The sequence below is a fragment of the Nonomuraea sp. NPDC049378 genome, from assembly GCF_055586745.1.
In genome coordinates this window covers 178,645-195,716 of sequence record NZ_JBVJHP010000001.1, presented here as the reverse complement: position 1 = coordinate 195,716, position 17,072 = coordinate 178,645, and the positions used below count along the sequence as shown (strand labels likewise).

Here is a 17,072-nt window from a genome sequence, read left to right as displayed (position 1 = left end):
ATGAGGGCGATCGCACCGTCAGGGGTCCGGATGTCTCTCGGACCGCGGGGGACGTCGAAGGCGAGTCGTTCAGCGGAGGTTCGCCGCGAACATGGGATGTATGTCTACGCGAAGAGGGCTCTGATGTCTATACCTCCCTCATTTCTGGCTCTAACGTAGGATGTATGTTAGGTTCCGGTCCGGAAACGATCTCCTCGTGGAGTGGGCGGCCGCCGCCGGCTCCCGACCGAGCCGGAAGCCGTGATGACCCGCATCGACGCCCACCACCACGTCTGGGATCTGTCCGTCCGCCCCCACGCCTGGCTCGACCCGGAGCCCATGGCCCCCGTGCGCCGCACGTTCACCCTCGACGACCTCGCCGGGCCCGCCGCCGCGGCCGGGGTGAGCCGCACCGTGCTGGTGCAGGTGCTGCCCGACCTTGACGAGACCCGCGAGTTCCTGGCCCTGGCCGCCCGGTCCGAGCTCGTCGCGGGCGTCGTCGGCTGGATCGACCTGACCGCGCCCGACGCCGCCGACACCCTCGCCGGGCTGCCCCATGGACAGCGCGGCGGGCTGGTCGCCGTCAGGCACGGCGTGCAGTCCGAGCCCGACCCCGGCTGGCTGACCCGCGCCGACGTGCGCCGCGGGCTCGCCGCCGTGGCCGCCGCCGGGCTGGCCTACGACCTGCTCACGCTCCCGCACCAGCTGCCCGCCGCCATCGACACGGTGGCCGCCGTGCCGGAGCTGACGTTCGTGCTCGACCACCTGTCCAAGCCGCCGATCGCCTCGGGCGAGCTGGAGCCGTGGCGCGACCGGATCCTGGAGCTGGCCCGCCATCCCAACGTCTTCTGCAAGTTGTCCGGGATGGTCACCGAGGCCGACCGGGCGTCCTGGCAGGTGGCCGACCTGCGGCCGTACGCCGAGACCGTTCTGGAGGCGTTCGGGCCCGAGCGGGTGATGTTCGGCTCCGACTGGCCCGTGTGCCTGCTCGCGGCCGGCTACGGACAGGTCGCCGAGGCCGCGGACGAGCTCTGCGCGGGCCTGTCGGACAGCGAGCGCGCCGACGTCTTCGCCGGGGCGGCGCGGCGGGCGTACCGGCTGGACTGACGCCCGCCCGGCGGCCTCAGGGCGCCTCGACACGGAACGTGGTGTGGTAGGTCCGCGACTCCTGCGGGCCGAGCCAGATCATGCTGCCGTCCTCCCTCGCCGCGGCGTCGCCGGCGACGTGGTGCGTGGACGGTTCGAGCCCGACCGCGTAGTTGCCCGAGCGCAGGTTCAGCCACTCGAAGAAGTACGGGAACTCCTCCGCCGGCCACTCCACGGACACCTTCATCCCGAGCCGGTCGTTGACCACGGCCACCCGGTGCAGCCCGTCGTCGCCGGGGACGAGCGCGTGCTCGTACACCTGCTCCACGAACCCCGGCACCGGCCCGGGGAAGACGATGTGATCGGCCTTCTGCTCGGCCACGCTGTCGCTCTGCCAGAGCGTCTCGCGGATGGCGGCCTCGAACCTGGCGCCCTCGTCGAGCAGCGGCCAGCCCAGGTTGATGTGGTAGAGGTACATGTGCGGCGTCGGCTCGAACCCCGCGTTGGTGACGGTGTCCACCAGCCTGATCTCCTCGCCGCCGAGGTCGGCCTCGATCCGCCGCACCAGGCGCAGGTTCTCGGCGAAGACCGCGGCCTGGCGCACCTCGCCCTCGGCCCACAACACGCAGCGCTCGCCGTCCCAGCGCTCGCCGTAGCCGGTCAGCCGGGCGGGCAGGTTGCCCGCGCGCCCGTGCAGGCCATGCCGCACCGACGTGCGAGGCGGGTAGCGGTAGGTGCCGGCGGGCACGTCGCCGCCGAACAGCGTGTGGTCGAGCCCGGCCGTGACGATGAGCCCGGAGAACGAGCGCAACCAGGACAGCCCGTCCTCGTCGGCGTTCTCGTGCAGCCCCGGATGGCGGAAACCCGTGGGGGAGCGCCAGCCGAACGCGCGCCCGCCGTGCTCGGCGTGCCCGATGTCCATGCACCTGTCCACCAGCACGTCGAACGCCAGCCCCGAGCCCGTCCTGAACTCCAGCGTCCTGATGCCGCGCTCGGCCCCGTCGCCGAGCGTCACCAGCCGGACCCCGCCGGCCGCGCTCAGATCGCCCGTCAGCTCGGCCAGCCGCCTGCGGTCCGGCGTCATGCCATCACCCACCCTCCGTTGACTTCGATGGTCTGGCCCGTGACGAAGGAGGCGTCCGGGCCGGTCAGGAACGACACCACGGCCGCCAGCTCCTCCGGCTTGCCGCGCCGCTGGAGCGCCTGCCGCTCCAGCACCATCCGGTCGTACGCCTCCGGATCCGGATGGATGCTCTCCGCCGCCGTCGGGAACGCGCCGGGCGAGACGCAGTTGACCCGGATCTCCTTCGGGCCGAGCTCGCGGGCCAGCGCCCTGGTGAGCGCGGCGGCGGCGCCCTTGGTGGCGACGTAGGCGGCCAGGTCGGACCAGCCGCCGTGCATGGTGATGGAGGCGATGTTGACGATCGCGCCGCCCAGGCCGCCCACCTGCCTGCTCATCTGCCTGCTCATCTGCTGGGCCGCGAGCTGGGCCGCCAGCCAGTACGCGCGCTGGTTGACCGCGTGCACGTCGTCGTACTCGCTCAGCGGCACCTCCAGGAAGGGCCGGGCCGGGTAGACGGCCGCGTTGTTGACGAGGATGCCGACCGGCCCCAGCCGCGCCTCCGTCTCGGCGAACGCGGCCTCGACGGCGGCCGGATCGCGCAGGTCGGTCTCCAGGTTGAGCGCGCCTTCGAGCGTCTTCGCGTCGACGTCGAGTGCCGCCACCCGGTGGCCGTCGGCGGCCAGCCGGCGGACGATCGCGCGGCCGAGCGCGCCGGCGGCGCCGGTGACGAGGGCCGTGGTCATCTGTGCCTCCATTCGTTGTGCAGGTCCTTGAACAGGTCGAGGGCCGGGACGCGGGCGAGCAGCCCGTCGCGGATCAGCGCGGACGCCCTCTCCTGCAGGGCGATGTAGCCGGGGAAGCGCGGCCTGATCCAGGCGGCCTCCAAGGTGGCCCGGGTGTCGCGGTAGAAGCCGCCCGTCTCCCACACGGCGCGGGCCGCGGGCTGCCCGCCGGTGGCGGGGAACAGCCCCGCCTGCACCGGCTCCGACAGCAGGCGGCGCAGGTGGGCGCGGACCGCCTCGCGGATCGTGCCGGCGCGCCGCCTGGAGACGGCCAGCCCGGTGCCGCCGAGCACGCTGCCCGGCGGCAGGCCCGGCCAGGCGGGGGCGTCGGAGAAGGTCAGCGGGTAGGAGCCGTAGCCGTACAGCAGGGGGCAGCAGTCGATCTCACCCGCCGCCAGCGCGTCGAGCACGCCGATCGGGTTGCGCAGCGACAGCCCGGGGTCGGCGGCGGCCAGCAGCTCCGCCATCAGCTCCAGCGCCCTGACCCCGGCCTCCTCGTCCAGGAAGTCGCCCGAGCAGAGCGCGCAGAACATGAGGAACGCGTGCGGCCCGCCCAGGCACAACGCCATCCGCGTGCCCCGGGCGAACGCCGCCATCTCCGTCCACTCCGCCGGCACCCGCACGCCCGGCCTGGCCGCCGCCACCTGCGTCGCCGCGTCGAGCGGCAGCGCCCACTGGCGCCCGTCCAGGTGGTAGCTGTCGAAGCAACGACCCGCCGAGCGGGCTCGCAGGCCCGCCAGCTCGTCCGGCTCGAACAGCTCCTCCATCGGCACCAGCGCGTCCACCGCCGCGCCCAGCCCCGGATGGTCGATGACGAGCACGTCGTACGTCTCGCAGAGCCCAGCGATCGGCTCCGACTCGAACCCCTCGAGCGGCTGCCGGTCCCACACGATCGGCTCGGGCACATCGCCGTACGGGTTCGAGCCGGCCAGGTCGAGCCGGGTCAGCTCGTCGAGCGGGGCGTACCCCCTCGGATGGTCCCAGGTCAGTCCTCGCATGCCAGCACGCCCTCCGCCACCAGCTCGGCCGTGCGCTCCGGCGGGTATCCGAGCTCGTCGAGCAGCTCCCTGGTGTGCTCGCCCACCAGCGGCGCGCCCCTGCGCACCTCCGGAGGGGTGGCGCTGAAGCCGTACGGGAAGCCGGGCGTGGTCACCGTGCCCTCGGTGCGGTGGTCGTAGGTGACGAACGACCCGTTCTGCCTGACCTGCGGATCGGCCACCAGGTCGGCGTAGCCGTACACCGGGCCGGCCCACAGGTCGTGGCGGGCGCAGATCTCCAGCCACTCGGCGGTCGTGCGGGCGGGCAGGCGGCGGGCCACGATCGCGGTGATCTCGTCGCGCCTGGTGTGGCCGTCGGCGTCGCCGTCCATGCCCGCGAGCTCGGGCAGGTCGAGGGCGACGGCCAGCGCGTCGAGCCGGGGCATGCCGAGCGCGAGATAGCCGTCCTTCGTGGCGAACACGCCGTAGGGCGCGCGGATGTAGGTGTGGCCGTGCGGCTCGCTCCCGCGGCGCTGCGGCACGCCGCCGACCGTGAAGATCGACAGCTCCTGCATCTGCACGGCGACGGCCGCGTCCAGCATGTTGACGCTCACCCGCTGGCCCTCGCCGGTGCGCTCGCGGTGCAGCAGCGCGGCGAGCGCGCCCTCGAAGGCGCTGTAGGCGGTGATGGCGTCGATGGCGTACGTGCCCGCGGGGGCCGGCGGGTCCCCCTCGCGGCCGGTGCTCAGCATGGCGCCGCTCATGGCCTGCAGCAGCAGGTCCTGGCCAGGCCGCGACGCGTACGGCCCGGTCTCGCCGTAGCCGGACATGGAGACGTACACGATGCGGGGGTTGATCTCGCTGATCGTGGCGTAGTCCATGCCGAGCCGCTCGGCCACGCCGGGACGGTAGTTCTGCAGGAACACGTCGGCCGTCGCGGCCAGCCTGTGCACGATGGCCCGGCCCTCGTCCGCCTTCAGGTTCACGGCCAGGCTGCGCTTGTTGCGGTTGAGCGACAGGAACGACGCGTTCACCCGGTTGCCCGTCGCCCCGCCCGCCGGGGCGTGCCGCTGCCACTCGCCGGTCACCGGCTCCACCTTGACCACGTCGGCGCCCAGGTCGCCCAGCCGCATGGCGGCCAGCGGACCCGCCATCGCGATGGACAGGTCGACCACGCGGTAACCGTCGAGAACGCCCATCAGCGCCCCTCGAAGACGGGCTCGCGCCGCTCGGCGAAGGCGGCCCTGCCCTCGGCCGCGTCGGCGGTCGCGAAACAGACGGTCTGCAGGTCGCGCTCGTACTGGATGGCCTGCTCCAGCGGCATGGAGTAGGCCGCCCTGACGTTGGCCTTGGCCGTCTGCGCGGCGATCGGCGGCCTGGCCGCGATCCGGCCGGCCAGCTCCAGCGCGGCCGGCAGCAGCTCCTCCCTCGGGTGGAGCTCGGTGACCAGCCCCCAGCGCAGGGCGCGGGCGGCGTCGATCGGGTCGCCGGTGAGCAGCATGGTGGCCGCGTTGCTCGAGCCGACGGCGTGGGCGAGCAGCGCCGACTGGCCGCTGCCGCCGATCCAGCCCAGCTTGATCTCGGGCGCGGCGAACGTCGCGGTGTCGGCGGCCAGCCGGATGTCGCAGGCCAGGGCCAGTTCCAGGCCGCCGCCGTAGGCGTAGCCGTTGACGGCCGCGATGATCGGCTTGCGCAGGGCTCGTACGGCGTCACCGTAGTCGCCGCGGTTGCGGAACTCCCACGGCGTCGCGTAGTCGTCGAGCTCGCCGATGTCGCTGCCGACGCAGAACGAGCGCTCGCCCGCGCCCGTGAGCACGGCCACCCGTACGGCCGGGTCGGAGCCGACCCGGTCCAGGCCGGCGCGGAGCGCGGCGGCCATGCCGGGGGTGATGGCGTTGAGCTTGGCGGGTCTGTTCAGGGTGACGACGGCCACGGGGCCGTCGACGTCGACGTGAACGTGCACGTGTTCGCTCATTTCGATTCGGTGAGGTCTTCAGCAGCAGAGGCGGGCGTGCTGCTCGGCGTCGGCGCGGGCGACCTCGACCACCTCGCGCATCGCCTCTTCGGCCTTGCGGTGGTGGTGGCGCCTGATCGCCACGGCCACCCGCTCGTGGCCGGGCAGCGTCTCCTTGTTGTGGGCGACCGAGCGGGTGTGCACCTGGCGCACGGACCGCAGGGCGATGCTGATCATGTCGTAGACGTAGAGCAGCAGGTCGTTGTCCGCCGCGGCGAACACCGCCTTGTGGAAGGCCAGGTCGGCCTCGATGAACGGCTCGGGGTCGTCGGCGGTGGCGTAGAGGGCGGCCAGTGCCTCGTCGATGCGCCGGACGGCCGCCGCGTCCGCCCGCTCGGCCGCCACCCGCGCCGCCCCGGGCTCCAGCGCGACCCGCAGGTCGGCCAGCACCCGGATGTCGCCGGGCCGCGGCTCGGGCATGAACCGCCAGCTCAGGACGTCGGCGTCGAGCAGGTTCCAGGACTCGCGGGGGCGCACGATGGTGCCCGCACTCCTCCTGGTCTCCAGCAGGCCCTTGCCGGCCAGCACCTTCACGCCCTCCCGGACGGCGGACCGGCCCACGCCGAGCTCGCCGACCAGCTCCTCCTCGATGGGGATGGACGTGCCGGGGGCCAGCGCGCCCCCGACGATCTGGGCGCCGAGCGCCTGGACGACCTGGACGTGCCGGGCCGCGTCCGGCTGGGGATCTGTTGCCACGGTTCCGCAAGGTACCCCGAGCGCGCGCCTTTTCCTAGACCCTTCATCGGATGAAGTTCGAACTTCATCCGATGAAGACTCTTAACAATCCGCGATCTCGGTAGTACGTTGCCTGGGAGCGGCACGACCAGCCACCCGAGCAGACCGCCACCCGCCATCGCTGGTCACCGACCCCATAGGGAGACACCATGAGGCTGGGACTGATCCACACCTCGGCGACGCTGGTCGACGTGTTCGCCAAGCTGTGCGCCGAGCACCTCCCCGGCATCGACACGTTCAACATCGTCGACGACAGCCTGATCAAGAACACCATCGCCGCGGGCCGCCTCACCCCCAGGACCGCGCGTCGCGTCGCCGGTCACGTCGGCTCCGCCGAGGCCGCGGGGGCCGATCACATCCTGGTGACCTGCTCCTCCATCGGCGCCGCCGTCGAGGCCGCCGAGCCGCTGACCGGCGTGCCGGTGACGCGGGTGGACCGCCCGATGGCCGACCGCGCCGTCGCGCTCGGCCGCCGGATCGGCGTGCTCGCCACCCTGAGCACCACCCTCGAACCGACCGCCGACCTGGTACGCCGGCGCGCCGCCGCGGCCGGCAAGGAGATCGAGCTGACCGCCAGGGTGTGCGAGGGCGCGTTCGAGGCGCTGATGAGCGGCGACGCCGCCACCCACGACGCGCGCGTGGCGCAGGCCCTGAGCGAGCTCAGCGGGGACGCCGACGTGGTCGTGCTGGCCCAGGCGTCGATGGCCCGCGTCGCCGGTACGGTGCCCTCGGCGGCGCCGATCCTGGCCAGCCCGCCCCTCGCCATGGAACACCTGGCCGGGGAGCTCCTGGGCGGGCGGACGCGCCGATGACCACCTCTCCGGGGACGGAACACGTACCGGCCGCCTCGCACGGGGCGGGGCGCGAGCTGACCGTCGCCACGTACCACGTGCTCACCCGCCTCCCGCTCGACCAGGCGGTGAGCGCGATCGCGGGCGAGCAGAGCACCGGCACGTTCGTCAGCGTGGCGGGGGAGAGCGACGAGCTGCGCGCCCGGCACGGCGCGGTGGTGCTCGGCATGACCGAGATCCCCGCGCCGGTCGCCGAGGCACTGCCGGGCGCCGCCGGCGACGGGCCGCTCACGGCGGGCCTGGTGCGGATCGGGTTCCCGCTGGCCAACACCGGGCCGTCGCTCACCAACCTGCTCCCCGTGGTCGCGGGCAACCTGTTCGAGCTGCGCGAGCTGGCCGGGCTGAAGCTGGCCGACCTCGACCTGCCCGCGGCCTTCGGGGAGGCGTACCTGCCCGCCCGGTTCGCGGTGGAGGGCACGCGCCGGCTGGCAGGACGTCCGGACGGGGTGCTGATCGGCACCATCGTCAAGCCCAACGTCGGGCTGCGCCCTTCCGACTACGTGGACCTGGTGCTCGAACTCGGGCTGTCCGGGGCCGACTTCATCAAGGACGACGAGGTGAACGGCGACTGCCCGCCCGCGCCGCTGCCGCAGCGGGTGCGCGCGGTCACGGGCGCGCTGGACGAGGTCGAACGGCGGACCGGGCGGCGGCCGATGTACGCGTTCAACATCAGCGACGAACCCGACCGGATGCTCGCCAACCACGACCTCGTCGTGGCGGCGGGGGGCACCTGCGTCATGGTCAACCTGAACGTCGTGGGCCTCCCGGCCGTCGCGATGTTGCGGCGGCACTCCCGCGTGCCGATCCACGGGCACGTCACCGGCACCGGAGCGCTGTTCCGCCACCCGGGGATCGGCATCGCGCACGTCGCCTACCAGAAGCTGGCCCGCCTGGCCGGGGTCGACCACCTGCACTGCGGCGGGTTCCACAGCAAGTTCTACGTCACCGACGACGACGTACAGCGGACGGTGGCGGCCGTGCGCGAACCGCTGCTCGGCGGTTTCCCGTGCCTGCCCGTGTTGTCGTCCGCCCAGTGGGCCGGCACCGCGCCGGTCACCCTGGAACGCACCGGCACCAGCGATCTGCTCGTCCTGGCGGGAGGCGGCGTGCTCGGCCACCCCGACGGGCCCGCGGCCGGGATCACCAGCATCCGGCAGGCGTGGGCGGCGGCGGAGGCGGGCGTGCCGCTGGCCGAGGTGCGCGAGCCCGAGCTGGCCCGGGCGCTGCGGTACTTCGGCGGGGTGGTGCGGAAGTGAGGCCGCTATGACGCGCATCGCCTTCGCCGCCGACGACTTCACGGGCGCGACCGACGCGTTGTGGCAGTTCAGACGGCTCGGGCTGAGCGGATCCCTCGTCACCGGCGTGACGCACCTGCACGACCGGGACGACGTCATCGGCATCGCCACCACGGCTCGGGCGTCGGCCGACCCGGCGTCCGTGGTGCTGCCCGCGTTCACGGCGCTGGCGGCGCTGCGGCCGCTGGCCATCCAGTACAAGGTCTGCTCGACCTTCGACTCGTCCCCGGAGCGCGGGAGCATCGGGGCCGTCATCGCGGCCCTGCGCCGTGCGGGCCTGGCGCGGGGCCCCGTGCCGGTGCTGGCCGCGCAGCCCGAGCTGGGCCGCTACACGTGGTTCGCCAACCATTTCGTACGGGCGGGCGACGAGGTCCACCGGCTCGACCGGTATCCGCCGGCGCGCGACCACCCGGTCACCCCCGCGACGGAGGCGGACCTGCGGGCGCGCCTGGCCGGGCAGGGCGCCGGCCGGACCGGATGGCTGCCCGCGTCGCCGTCGGAGGAGGCGTACCGGGCGAGGGCCGGGGACACCGGGAACGCGGCCTTCGTCGCGGACGCGATGACGGACGACCACGTCAGGGCGCTCGGCCGGCTGCTGCTCGCCGACGCCGCCACCCGCACCCCGCTGTGCTGCGTCGGCTCCGGCGGCCTCAGCCGCGCCCTCGCCTCAGCCCTCACCGCCGCCCCCACCCCGGCGACAACGGTGGGGCAGGGAGCGCTGGGAGCGGTCGCGCCGGTGCTCGTCCTGTCGGGGAGCCGGTCGCCGATCACCGCCCGCCAGATCGACACCGCCGAGCGCGCGGGGTGGCGGGTGCTCGGAGACCTGTCGGGGCCTGCCGGCCTCGTCGAGCAGGTCGAGGCGAGCCTGCGCGACGGCCGTCACACCGTCGTCGAGTCGACGCGTGGACCGGCGAGGGACCCTGACGGCATCGGGAAGTCGCTCGGCCGGATCGCCGCGACCATGGTGCGCGCCGGGCTGGTGCGGCGGCTGGTGGTCGCGGGCGGCGACACCTCGGGGCAGGTCGTCGCGGCGCTCGGCGCCCGGTCGCTGGACGTGACCGGCAGCCTGGCCGCCGGCGGGCCGGTGTGCGTGCTGGCCTCGGACGATCCCGCGGTCGACGGGGTCGAGGTGGCGCTGAAGGGCGGCCAGGTGGGCGGCGACGACTTCTTCCTCCGCGCCGCGGCCGGCCTCGCCGCCACCCGCTGATCCGCGTCCGCCGACCGACACAGTGCCGTCTCTCCCCGCCCAGCCTGGGATCCGCGGCGCGGTAGCCGGGCGGATACGACGGGAGGAGTACCGGGGCGGTGGCGCGCACTCCTGGAGACGCAGGCGGGAAACACCCGTGTGTCCGACGCCGCCGGCCGCCCGCACCGGGCAAGGTGAAGCCGGAAACACCGACGGCGGAGGGAGCACGGTCATGATGTATCCGGATCTTGAGGGAAAGGTGGCGCTGGTCACCGGCGGTTCTGGAGGCATCGGGAGCGAGACCGCCCGGGTGCTGGCCGGGCAGGGCATGCGGGTGGTGGTGAACGGCCGCGACCCTGTCGCCGTCGAGGACGTCGTGCGGTCCATCGGCGGGACGGCGATCGGCGTCGCGGCGGACAGCACCGACCCCGCCTCCGTAGAGTCGATGCGCGAGGAGGTGGAGCGCCGGCTGGGCCCCGTCGACGTGCTGGCGGTCTTCGCCGGCGGTGGCACGGGCCGGCCGCGGCCCATCGACCAGATGAGCGAGGACGACTGGCACGCCACCGTGCACGCCAACCTCACCTCGACGTTCCTGGCCGTCAGGAGCTTCCTGCCCGGCATGCGGCGGCAGGGGAGTGGCTCGATCATCACGATGGCGTCCCTGGCGGCGCGCAGCCCCACGCCCGCCTCCGTGGCCTACACGGCGGCGAAGGCCGGAGTCATCGCGCTGACCAGGCAACTGGCGCACGAACTCGGCCCCGCGGGAATCCGGGTCAATGCCGTCGCCCCTTCGACGATCATGACGGACCGGCTGGAGGAGCGGATGCCGCAGGAGTTCAAGGACCGCCTGCGGGCCGAGCATCCGCTGGGGCGGCTCGGCACACCGCTCGACGTCGCGAACGTGACCGCCTTCCTGGCCTCCGGCGCCTCCTCGTGGATCACCGGGCTGACGATCGACGTCGCGGGCGGCAAGTGGATGCCGTAGTGCCCGCTGTCCGCGGCTGGGCGCCCCCTCCGCCGGCCGCTCGGCGAACGCTCCGCCGGGAGACGGCGCCGCCCTTGACGCCGCGCACAGCACATTCGCAACGACAAGGTGGATCACCTTGCGCGATCGTCAAATAGTGTCCGGATTCTGTGACATTACCCCCGGCGGAAGTGCCGTGAAGCGCATCAGATGAGGAGATGTCGTCGCAGGTGAAGCCGGTGATCGAGGGGTGCGTGGCGGGGATCGCGGGGCTAATGCGCTTGACCTGAACGTTACGCCGAACGGTTTCTGCCCGTTATATTTTTACATATATTCTGCGCTCTGATCGCCATCTCGGCGTCAAGTGGATTTCACCGAGCGAGATGGGTTTACGTTGCGAGGGCGCCTCTCTCCTGCCGGAAGTCCGCGCCCGCGGTCAGCGCGAACGGAGAGTAATGGGCAAGTACCTGCTCCGCAGGTTGGCAATAAATGTGATCTTGGTCGCCATCGCGGCCAGCCTGGCGTACATGCTCGCGGCCACCACCATGAACCCGCGGGGGGCGTACGAAGGTCGCCAGCCACCGGTCGCAGAGGCGGTCATCGACGCGACGCTCGATGAGTACAACCTGAACGACAAGACTCCGGTGCTCGTCCGTTACGGCACGTGGGCGAAGGGCGTCATCACCGGCGACTTCGGCCGCACCTGGAACGGCGGTTCGGTCAACAACGAGATGGGCCGGCGGATCATGGTGAGCCTCCGGCTGCTGCTCATCGGCACGCTGGTCGGCTTCGCCGTCGGTGTGGCGCTCGGCGCGATCTCCGCCGTGAAACAGTACAAACTCACCGACCGGTTCATCGGGGTCAGCTCCTTCGTGATCATGGCCGTTCCGGTGTTCGTGCTGGCCACCCTCCTTGCGATCGCCACGTACAACCTGAACAGAGGGCTGGGGTTCTCGCTCATCGAGTACACCGGCGAGTACAACCCCCGGCTGTCGGGCTTCGACCAGTTCCTCAACCGGCTGAACCATCTGATCCTGCCGACGATCTCGCTCAGCCTCGGCCTGATCGCCTTCTACAGCCGCATCCAGCGCAACATGATGCTCGACGTGCTCAACCAGGACTTCGTCCGCACCGCCATGGCCAAGGGCCTGAGACGCAGGACGGCGCTGACCAAACACGCGCTGCGCACCGCGCTGATCCCCGCCGCCACCTATTTCGCCTTCGCGTTCGGGACGATGTTCACGGGCGCCACCTTCACCGAGAAGATCTTCGCCTGGCACGGCATGGGAGCCTGGCTGGTCGACTCGATCAACCAGAACGACGTCAACTCCGTCGCCGCGGTGACCTTCTTCACCGCCGTCTGCGTGCTGTTCGCCGCCTTCCTGTCAGACCTGCTGGTGGCGGCTCTCGATCCTCGGGTGCGGGTGAGCTGACATGCGTTCGAAAGTCGTCCTGCGGCGCCTGCTCCGCAACAAGCAGGCCCGCTATGGCTCCATCGCCCTGGTCGTGCTGGTGGGCCTGGCCTACCTCGGGCCGTTCGTCGGCCCGTACGACTGGACCGAGAAGGACTTCCTGGCCTTCCTGTCGCCGCCCGGCGGCGACCACTGGTGGGGCACCACCACGATCGGCCAGGACATGTACGCGGTCACGCTCCGCGGCATGCAGAAGTCGATCATCATCGGCCTGCTCGTGGCGCTCATCTCCACAGGGCTCGCCGCGATCGTGGGTGCGTTCGCCGGATATTTCGGTGGCTGGGTGGACAAGACGCTCATGTGGGGTGTGGACCTGCTGCTGGTCCTGCCGAGCTTCCTGATCATCGCCATCATCTCGCCGCGGCTGCGGGAGGGCGCCTCCTGGCTCTGGTTCGTGGCGCTGCTCGCCGCGTTCTCCTGGATGATCACCTCCAGGGTGGTGCGCAGCATGACGCTCTCGCTCCGCGAGCGGGAGTACGTGCAGGCCGCCGTCTACATGGGCATCCCCCGCTGGAAGATCATCTTCCGGCACATCGTGCCCAACCTGTCGTCGCTGCTGATCATCGACGCCACGCTCAACGTCAGCGGCGCGATCATCGGCGAGGCGGCGCTGTCCTTCTTCGGCTTCGGCATCCAGCCGCCGGACGTCTCCCTCGGCACGCTGATCGCCGAGGGCTCGCGCAACGCCACCGGCTACCCCTGGCTGTTCGCCTTCCCCGCGGGCCTGCTGGTGCTGCTCGTGCTCAGCGTGAACCTGATCGGCGACGGCCTGCGTGACGCACTCGACCCGGGGAGCAACTCGTGAGCATCTTGGAGGTCAAGGACCTCACCGTCACCTTCCCCGGCGGCATCCAGGCCGTGCGCGGCGTCAGCTACGAGGTTGAGCGCGGCGAGGTGCTCGGCATCGTCGGCGAGTCCGGCTCGGGCAAGTCCGTCACCTCTCTCGCGGTCATGGGCCTGCTGCCGGCGAACGCCGTGGTCAGCGGCTCGGTCAAGCTGCACGGTCAGGAACTGCTCGGCATGAAGGAGGACGAGCAGATCAAGGTACGCGGCAAGACGATCAGCATGATCTTCCAGGATCCGCTGTCGGCGTTCACGCCCGTCTACACCATCGGCGACCAGATCGCCGAAGCCGTCCGCGTCCACCAGAACGTCGGCAAGGACAAAGCCGCCAAGCGCGCCGTCGAACTGCTCGACCTGGTCGGCATCCCCAATCCGAGCCTGCGCGCGAAGGCGTTCCCGCACGAGTTCTCCGGCGGCATGCGGCAGCGCGCGATGATCGCCATGGCCGTCGCCAACGACCCCGACCTGCTCATCTGCGACGAGCCCACCACAGCGCTCGACGTGACCATCCAGGCCCAGGTGCTGGAGGTGCTCAAGACCGCCCAGCAGGAGACCGGCGCCGGCATCGTGATGATCACGCACGACCTGGGCGTCATCGCGGGCATGGCCGACCGGGTGGTCGTCATGTACGCGGGCCGCCCGGTCGAGCAGGGTCTCGTGGACGACATCTACTACCGGCCGCGGATGCCGTACACGATGGGCCTGCTCGCCTCGATCCCGAGGATCGACGGCGAGGAGGGCCCGCTCGTGCCCATCGACGGCAACCCGCCCTCGCCCGCGTCGCTGCCGCCCGGCTGCCCCTTCGCGCCGCGCTGCCCGATGAAGGTGGACATGTGCGACGACGAGGAGCCGCCGCTGACCCCGTTCGGCAGCGGGCGCCACGTGGCCTGCATCCGCTCGCACGAGATCGAGCACAAGGGCCTGACCGGGGCCGACGTGTTCCCGGTGCCGGTCATCCCGCCCAACGAGGTGGTCAGGGTGCCGCGCGCCGAGCGCCCCACGGTGCTCGAGCTCGACGACATGATCAAGCACTACCCGCTGCTGAAGGGCGCGATCGTCAAGCGCCGCGTCGGCACCGTCTACGCCGTCGACGGCATCAGCTTCGACATCGCGCAGGGCGAGACGCTGGCCCTGGTCGGCGAGTCCGGCTGCGGCAAGACCACCACGCTGCAGCAGATCATGCAGCTGCAGCCGCCGGAGGGCGGGCGCGTCGTGGTGCTCGGCAAGGACAGCGCCGAACTGGACAAGGCAGGGCGTAAGAGCCTCCGCCGCGATCTGCAGATCGTCTTCCAGGACCCGATGGCCGCGCTCGACCCGCGCATGCCGGTCGGCGACATCATCGCCGAGCCGCTGCGGGCGCACGGCAAGAAAGAGGTGCGCGAGAAGGTCGAGGAGCTGCTGGAGCTCGTCGGGCTGGCCGCGGAGCACGCCGAGCGTTACCCCCAGCAGTTCTCCGGCGGCCAGCGCCAGCGCATCGGCATCGCCCGCGCGCTCGCGCTGGAGCCGAAGCTGCTGGTGCTCGACGAGCCGGTCTCCGCGCTCGACGTGTCCATCCAGGCGGGCGTGATCAACCTGCTGGACGAGCTCAAGAGCAGGCTCGGCCTGTCCTACCTGTTCGTGGCGCACGATCTGGCGGTGGTCAGGCATCTGGCCGACCGCGTGGCCGTCATGTACCTGGGCAGGATCGCCGAGATCGGCACGGTCGAGGACGTCTACGACAGCCCCGCGCACCCGTACACGCAGGCTCTGCTGTCGGCGATCCCGCTGCCCGACCCCGAGATGGAACGCACCCGCAAGCGGATCCTGCTCGAAGGCGACCTGCCCAGCCCGGCCGACCCGCCGTCTGGATGCAGGTTCCGCACCCGCTGCCCCAAGTTCGCCGTGCTCAGCGAGGCGGAGCGGCGGCGGTGTGTGGACGAGGAGCCCTCGGTTGCCAGGCTGGCGAACGCCGTCGACCACGGCGCCGCCTGTCACTACGCGGAGGAAGTCGAGGTCATCACGGCCTCGGACAATCAGGAGGAAGAGTGAAGGTTCGTTACCGTGCAGCCGCTGGGCTGACGGTCCTGGCCATGGCCGTCGCCGCCTGTGGCGGCGGCGGCGAGACCAAGCAACCGAACGCCGAGCAGCCCAAGCAGGCTCAGCAGCAGATGTCGGAGACCCCGGCCATCAGCATCAACCCCGTCCCGTACGAGCAGGTCAAGGACGGCGGCACGCTGACCGTGGCGATCGGCCAGTGGCCGAGCCAGTGGAACGGCCAGCACGTGGACGGCAACCAGGCCGACACCGCGTTCATGCTCGACGCGTTCCTGCCGCAGCTGATGGTCTCCGACGAGAATGCCACTTTCACCGCCAACCCCGACTACCTGACCGACGTCAAGAGCGAGGTCGCCGACGGCAAGCAGGTCGTCACCTACACGCTCAACGACAAGGCCCAGTGGTCGGACGGCACGCCGATCACGTGGAAGGACCTCGAGGCCCAGTGGAAGGCCAACAGCGGCCAGAACGAGAAGTTCAAGCCCGCCTCGAAGGACGGCTGGGACAAGATCGAGTCGGTCGAGAAGGGCGACTCCGACAAGGTCGCCATCGTGACCTTCAAGCAGCCCTACCTCGAGTGGCAGGGCATGTTCAACCGCGGCACCTCGCACCTGCTGCCGGCCAAGCACATCGAGACGCCTGAGGCGTACGACAAGGACTACCTGCAGAAGATCCCGGTCACCGCCGGGCCCTTCAAGGTCGAGAAGCTCGACGAGGGCACCAAGACCCTCACCCTGGTGGCCGACGACAAGTGGTGGGGCAAGAAGCCCAAGCTCGAGAAGGTCATCTTCCGGACGATCGAGACGCCCGCCGCGCAGGTGAACGCCTTCGCCAACGGCGAGATCGACGCCGTGGAGATCCCGCCGGGCAGCCCTGCCGACCTCAAGCGGGCCAAGGAAGTCCCCGACGTGGACATCCGCAAGGCGCTGAGCCCCAACTGGCGGCACATCACGGTCAACAACCAGAGCGACTTCCTGAAGGAGAAGTCGGTCCGGCAGGCCGTGCAGTACGCGATCAACCGTGACGTGATCACGCAGTCCGACCTGAAGGACATGGACTGGCCGCTGCAGACGCTCGGCAACCACGTCTTCATGAACAACCACAAGAGCTACGTCGACAACTCCGGCGACCTCGGCAAGTACAACCTGGAGAAGGCCAAGCAGCTGCTCGACGCGGCCGGCTGGAAGCAGGAGGCGGAGGGCCAGCTCCGCAAGAAGGACGGCAAGGAGATGTCGCTGACCTTCGTCGTCCCGGCGGGCGTGCCGTACGCGAAGACGGAGGGCGAGCTGACCCAGGCCATGCTCAAGGAGGCCGGCATCGGCCTGACCATCCGCCCGGTGCCCGATGACAAGTTCTTCACCGACTTCATCATCAAGGGTGACTTCGACCTGGTGCCCTTCTCCTGGATCGGCACGCCGCTCCCGATCGGCAGCCTGGCGCAGATCTACAAGACCGGGTCCGAGAGCAACTTCCCGAAGTCCGACGACCCGGCCGTGGACAAGGCGATCGACGCCGCGGTGTCCGCGACGGACCCGGAGCAGGCCGCCCAGCTGGCCAACGAGGCCGACAAGCTGATCTGGGACATGGTGCACACCATCCCGCTGTACCAGCGTCCTGACATCCAGGCGACCAAGAAGACCCTCGCCAACTACGGCGCCGAGGGCTACAAGTACAACGACTGGACGTCGATCGGCTTCACCGGCTGATCCTCGCGCACGACGAACCCCCGGCCGGGCCCGCCCTGCCGGGGGTTTCGCGTGTCCGTGGAGCCTGTTGGCGGGCTCTGTGGTC

Annotated in this window: 15 protein-coding genes; 9 read left to right on the top strand and 6 right to left on the bottom strand. The window is 71.3% G+C overall.

All coding sequences use genetic code 11. From position 1 onward, the window contains the following. Positions 1 to 243 precede the first annotated feature (243 nt). Entirely contained in the window at positions 244 to 1,086 is an 843-nt protein-coding gene (locus tag ACZ6SA_RS00855; RefSeq protein ID WP_465825877.1) for an amidohydrolase family protein, read from the top strand. Between the two features lie 16 nt (positions 1,087 to 1,102). On the opposite strand, the gene ACZ6SA_RS00850 is transcribed toward ACZ6SA_RS00855, so the two are convergent. From ACZ6SA_RS00850 to ACZ6SA_RS00825, 6 genes are read right to left on the bottom strand one after another with little or no spacing between them, the layout of a single operon-like run. Beyond that, a complete protein-coding gene (locus ACZ6SA_RS00850) occupies positions 1,103 to 2,149 on the bottom strand; it encodes an aldose 1-epimerase family protein (RefSeq protein WP_347642105.1) in 1,047 nt (348 codons plus the stop codon). After that, positions 2,146 to 2,871, bottom strand: coding sequence for an SDR family NAD(P)-dependent oxidoreductase (locus tag ACZ6SA_RS00845; RefSeq protein WP_347642106.1), 726 nt, complete (start codon positions 2,869 to 2,871; stop codon positions 2,146 to 2,148). Before ACZ6SA_RS00845 ends, ACZ6SA_RS00850 begins: the two co-directional genes overlap by 4 nt. Beyond that, complete coding sequence (locus ACZ6SA_RS00840; protein ID WP_347642107.1) at positions 2,868 to 3,908, bottom strand: hypothetical protein; 1,041 nt, start codon at positions 3,906 to 3,908, stop codon at positions 2,868 to 2,870. Before ACZ6SA_RS00840 ends, ACZ6SA_RS00845 begins: the two co-directional genes overlap by 4 nt. Then, positions 3,896 to 5,086, bottom strand: coding sequence for a CaiB/BaiF CoA transferase family protein (locus ACZ6SA_RS00835; RefSeq protein WP_465825874.1), 1,191 nt, complete (start codon positions 5,084 to 5,086; stop codon positions 3,896 to 3,898). The genes ACZ6SA_RS00840 and ACZ6SA_RS00835 overlap by 13 nt, the downstream gene beginning before the upstream one ends. Then, entirely contained in the window at positions 5,086 to 5,850 is a 765-nt protein-coding gene (locus ACZ6SA_RS00830) for an enoyl-CoA hydratase/isomerase family protein (RefSeq protein WP_465825872.1), read from the bottom strand. Before ACZ6SA_RS00830 ends, ACZ6SA_RS00835 begins: the two co-directional genes overlap by 1 nt. Positions 5,851 to 5,880: 30 nt before the next feature. Continuing rightward, positions 5,881 to 6,597: a FadR/GntR family transcriptional regulator gene (locus tag ACZ6SA_RS00825; protein WP_465825870.1), complete on the bottom strand. Its 717-nt coding sequence runs from the start codon at positions 6,595 to 6,597 to the stop codon at positions 5,881 to 5,883. Between the two features lie 188 nt (positions 6,598 to 6,785). On the opposite strand from ACZ6SA_RS00825, the gene ACZ6SA_RS00820 reads away from it, so the two are divergent. The 8 genes from ACZ6SA_RS00820 (at position 6,786) to ACZ6SA_RS00785 (ending at position 16,987) form a co-directional block, all read left to right on the top strand. Then, positions 6,786 to 7,448, top strand: coding sequence for an aspartate/glutamate racemase family protein (locus tag ACZ6SA_RS00820; RefSeq protein ID WP_465825868.1), 663 nt, complete (start codon positions 6,786 to 6,788; stop codon positions 7,446 to 7,448). After that, positions 7,445 to 8,743, top strand: a complete 1,299-nt coding sequence (locus ACZ6SA_RS00815; protein WP_465825867.1) for a RuBisCO large subunit C-terminal-like domain-containing protein — start codon at positions 7,445 to 7,447, stop codon at positions 8,741 to 8,743. The genes ACZ6SA_RS00820 and ACZ6SA_RS00815 overlap by 4 nt, the downstream gene beginning before the upstream one ends. Before the next feature lie 7 nt (positions 8,744 to 8,750). Next, a complete protein-coding gene (locus tag ACZ6SA_RS00810) occupies positions 8,751 to 9,989 on the top strand; it encodes a four-carbon acid sugar kinase family protein (protein ID WP_465825866.1) in 1,239 nt (412 codons plus the stop codon). A gap of 211 nt (positions 9,990 to 10,200) precedes the next feature. Beyond that, positions 10,201 to 10,953, top strand: coding sequence for an SDR family NAD(P)-dependent oxidoreductase (locus tag ACZ6SA_RS00805; RefSeq protein WP_347642114.1), 753 nt, complete (start codon positions 10,201 to 10,203; stop codon positions 10,951 to 10,953). 434 nt (positions 10,954 to 11,387) lie between these two features. Beyond that, entirely contained in the window at positions 11,388 to 12,365 is a 978-nt protein-coding gene (locus tag ACZ6SA_RS00800; RefSeq protein ID WP_347622537.1) for an ABC transporter permease, read from the top strand. 1 nt (position 12,366) lies between these two features. Further along, complete coding sequence (locus ACZ6SA_RS00795) at positions 12,367 to 13,209, top strand: ABC transporter permease (RefSeq protein WP_347642115.1); 843 nt, start codon at positions 12,367 to 12,369, stop codon at positions 13,207 to 13,209. Next, entirely contained in the window at positions 13,206 to 15,275 is a 2,070-nt protein-coding gene (locus ACZ6SA_RS00790; RefSeq protein WP_443150617.1) for an ABC transporter ATP-binding protein, read from the top strand. The genes ACZ6SA_RS00795 and ACZ6SA_RS00790 overlap by 4 nt, the downstream gene beginning before the upstream one ends. Beyond that, the gene (locus tag ACZ6SA_RS00785; RefSeq protein WP_465825863.1) at positions 15,272 to 16,987 is read left to right on the top strand and encodes an ABC transporter family substrate-binding protein; all 1,716 of its coding nucleotides are present in this window, start codon (positions 15,272 to 15,274) and stop codon (positions 16,985 to 16,987) included. Before ACZ6SA_RS00790 ends, ACZ6SA_RS00785 begins: the two co-directional genes overlap by 4 nt. The last annotated feature ends 85 nt before the right edge of the window (positions 16,988 to 17,072 follow it).

Coding starts and splice junctions, on each gene's coding strand:
- ACZ6SA_RS00855 (WP_465825877.1), top strand. CDS start 244: ATGACCCGCATCGACGCCCACCACCACGTCTGGGATCTGTCCGTCCGC.
- ACZ6SA_RS00850 (WP_347642105.1), bottom strand. CDS start 2,149: ATGACGCCGGACCGCAGGCGGCTGGCCGAGCTGACGGGCGATCTGAGC.
- ACZ6SA_RS00845 (WP_347642106.1), bottom strand. CDS start 2,871: ATGACCACGGCCCTCGTCACCGGCGCCGCCGGCGCGCTCGGCCGCGCG.
- ACZ6SA_RS00840 (WP_347642107.1), bottom strand. CDS start 3,908: ATGCGAGGACTGACCTGGGACCATCCGAGGGGGTACGCCCCGCTCGAC.
- ACZ6SA_RS00835 (WP_465825874.1), bottom strand. CDS start 5,086: ATGGGCGTTCTCGACGGTTACCGCGTGGTCGACCTGTCCATCGCGATG.
- ACZ6SA_RS00820 (WP_465825868.1), top strand. CDS start 6,786: ATGAGGCTGGGACTGATCCACACCTCGGCGACGCTGGTCGACGTGTTC.
- ACZ6SA_RS00815 (WP_465825867.1), top strand. CDS start 7,445: ATGACCACCTCTCCGGGGACGGAACACGTACCGGCCGCCTCGCACGGG.
- ACZ6SA_RS00810 (WP_465825866.1), top strand. CDS start 8,751: ATGACGCGCATCGCCTTCGCCGCCGACGACTTCACGGGCGCGACCGAC.
- ACZ6SA_RS00805 (WP_347642114.1), top strand. CDS start 10,201: ATGATGTATCCGGATCTTGAGGGAAAGGTGGCGCTGGTCACCGGCGGT.
- ACZ6SA_RS00800 (WP_347622537.1), top strand. CDS start 11,388: ATGGGCAAGTACCTGCTCCGCAGGTTGGCAATAAATGTGATCTTGGTC.
- ACZ6SA_RS00795 (WP_347642115.1), top strand. CDS start 12,367: ATGCGTTCGAAAGTCGTCCTGCGGCGCCTGCTCCGCAACAAGCAGGCC.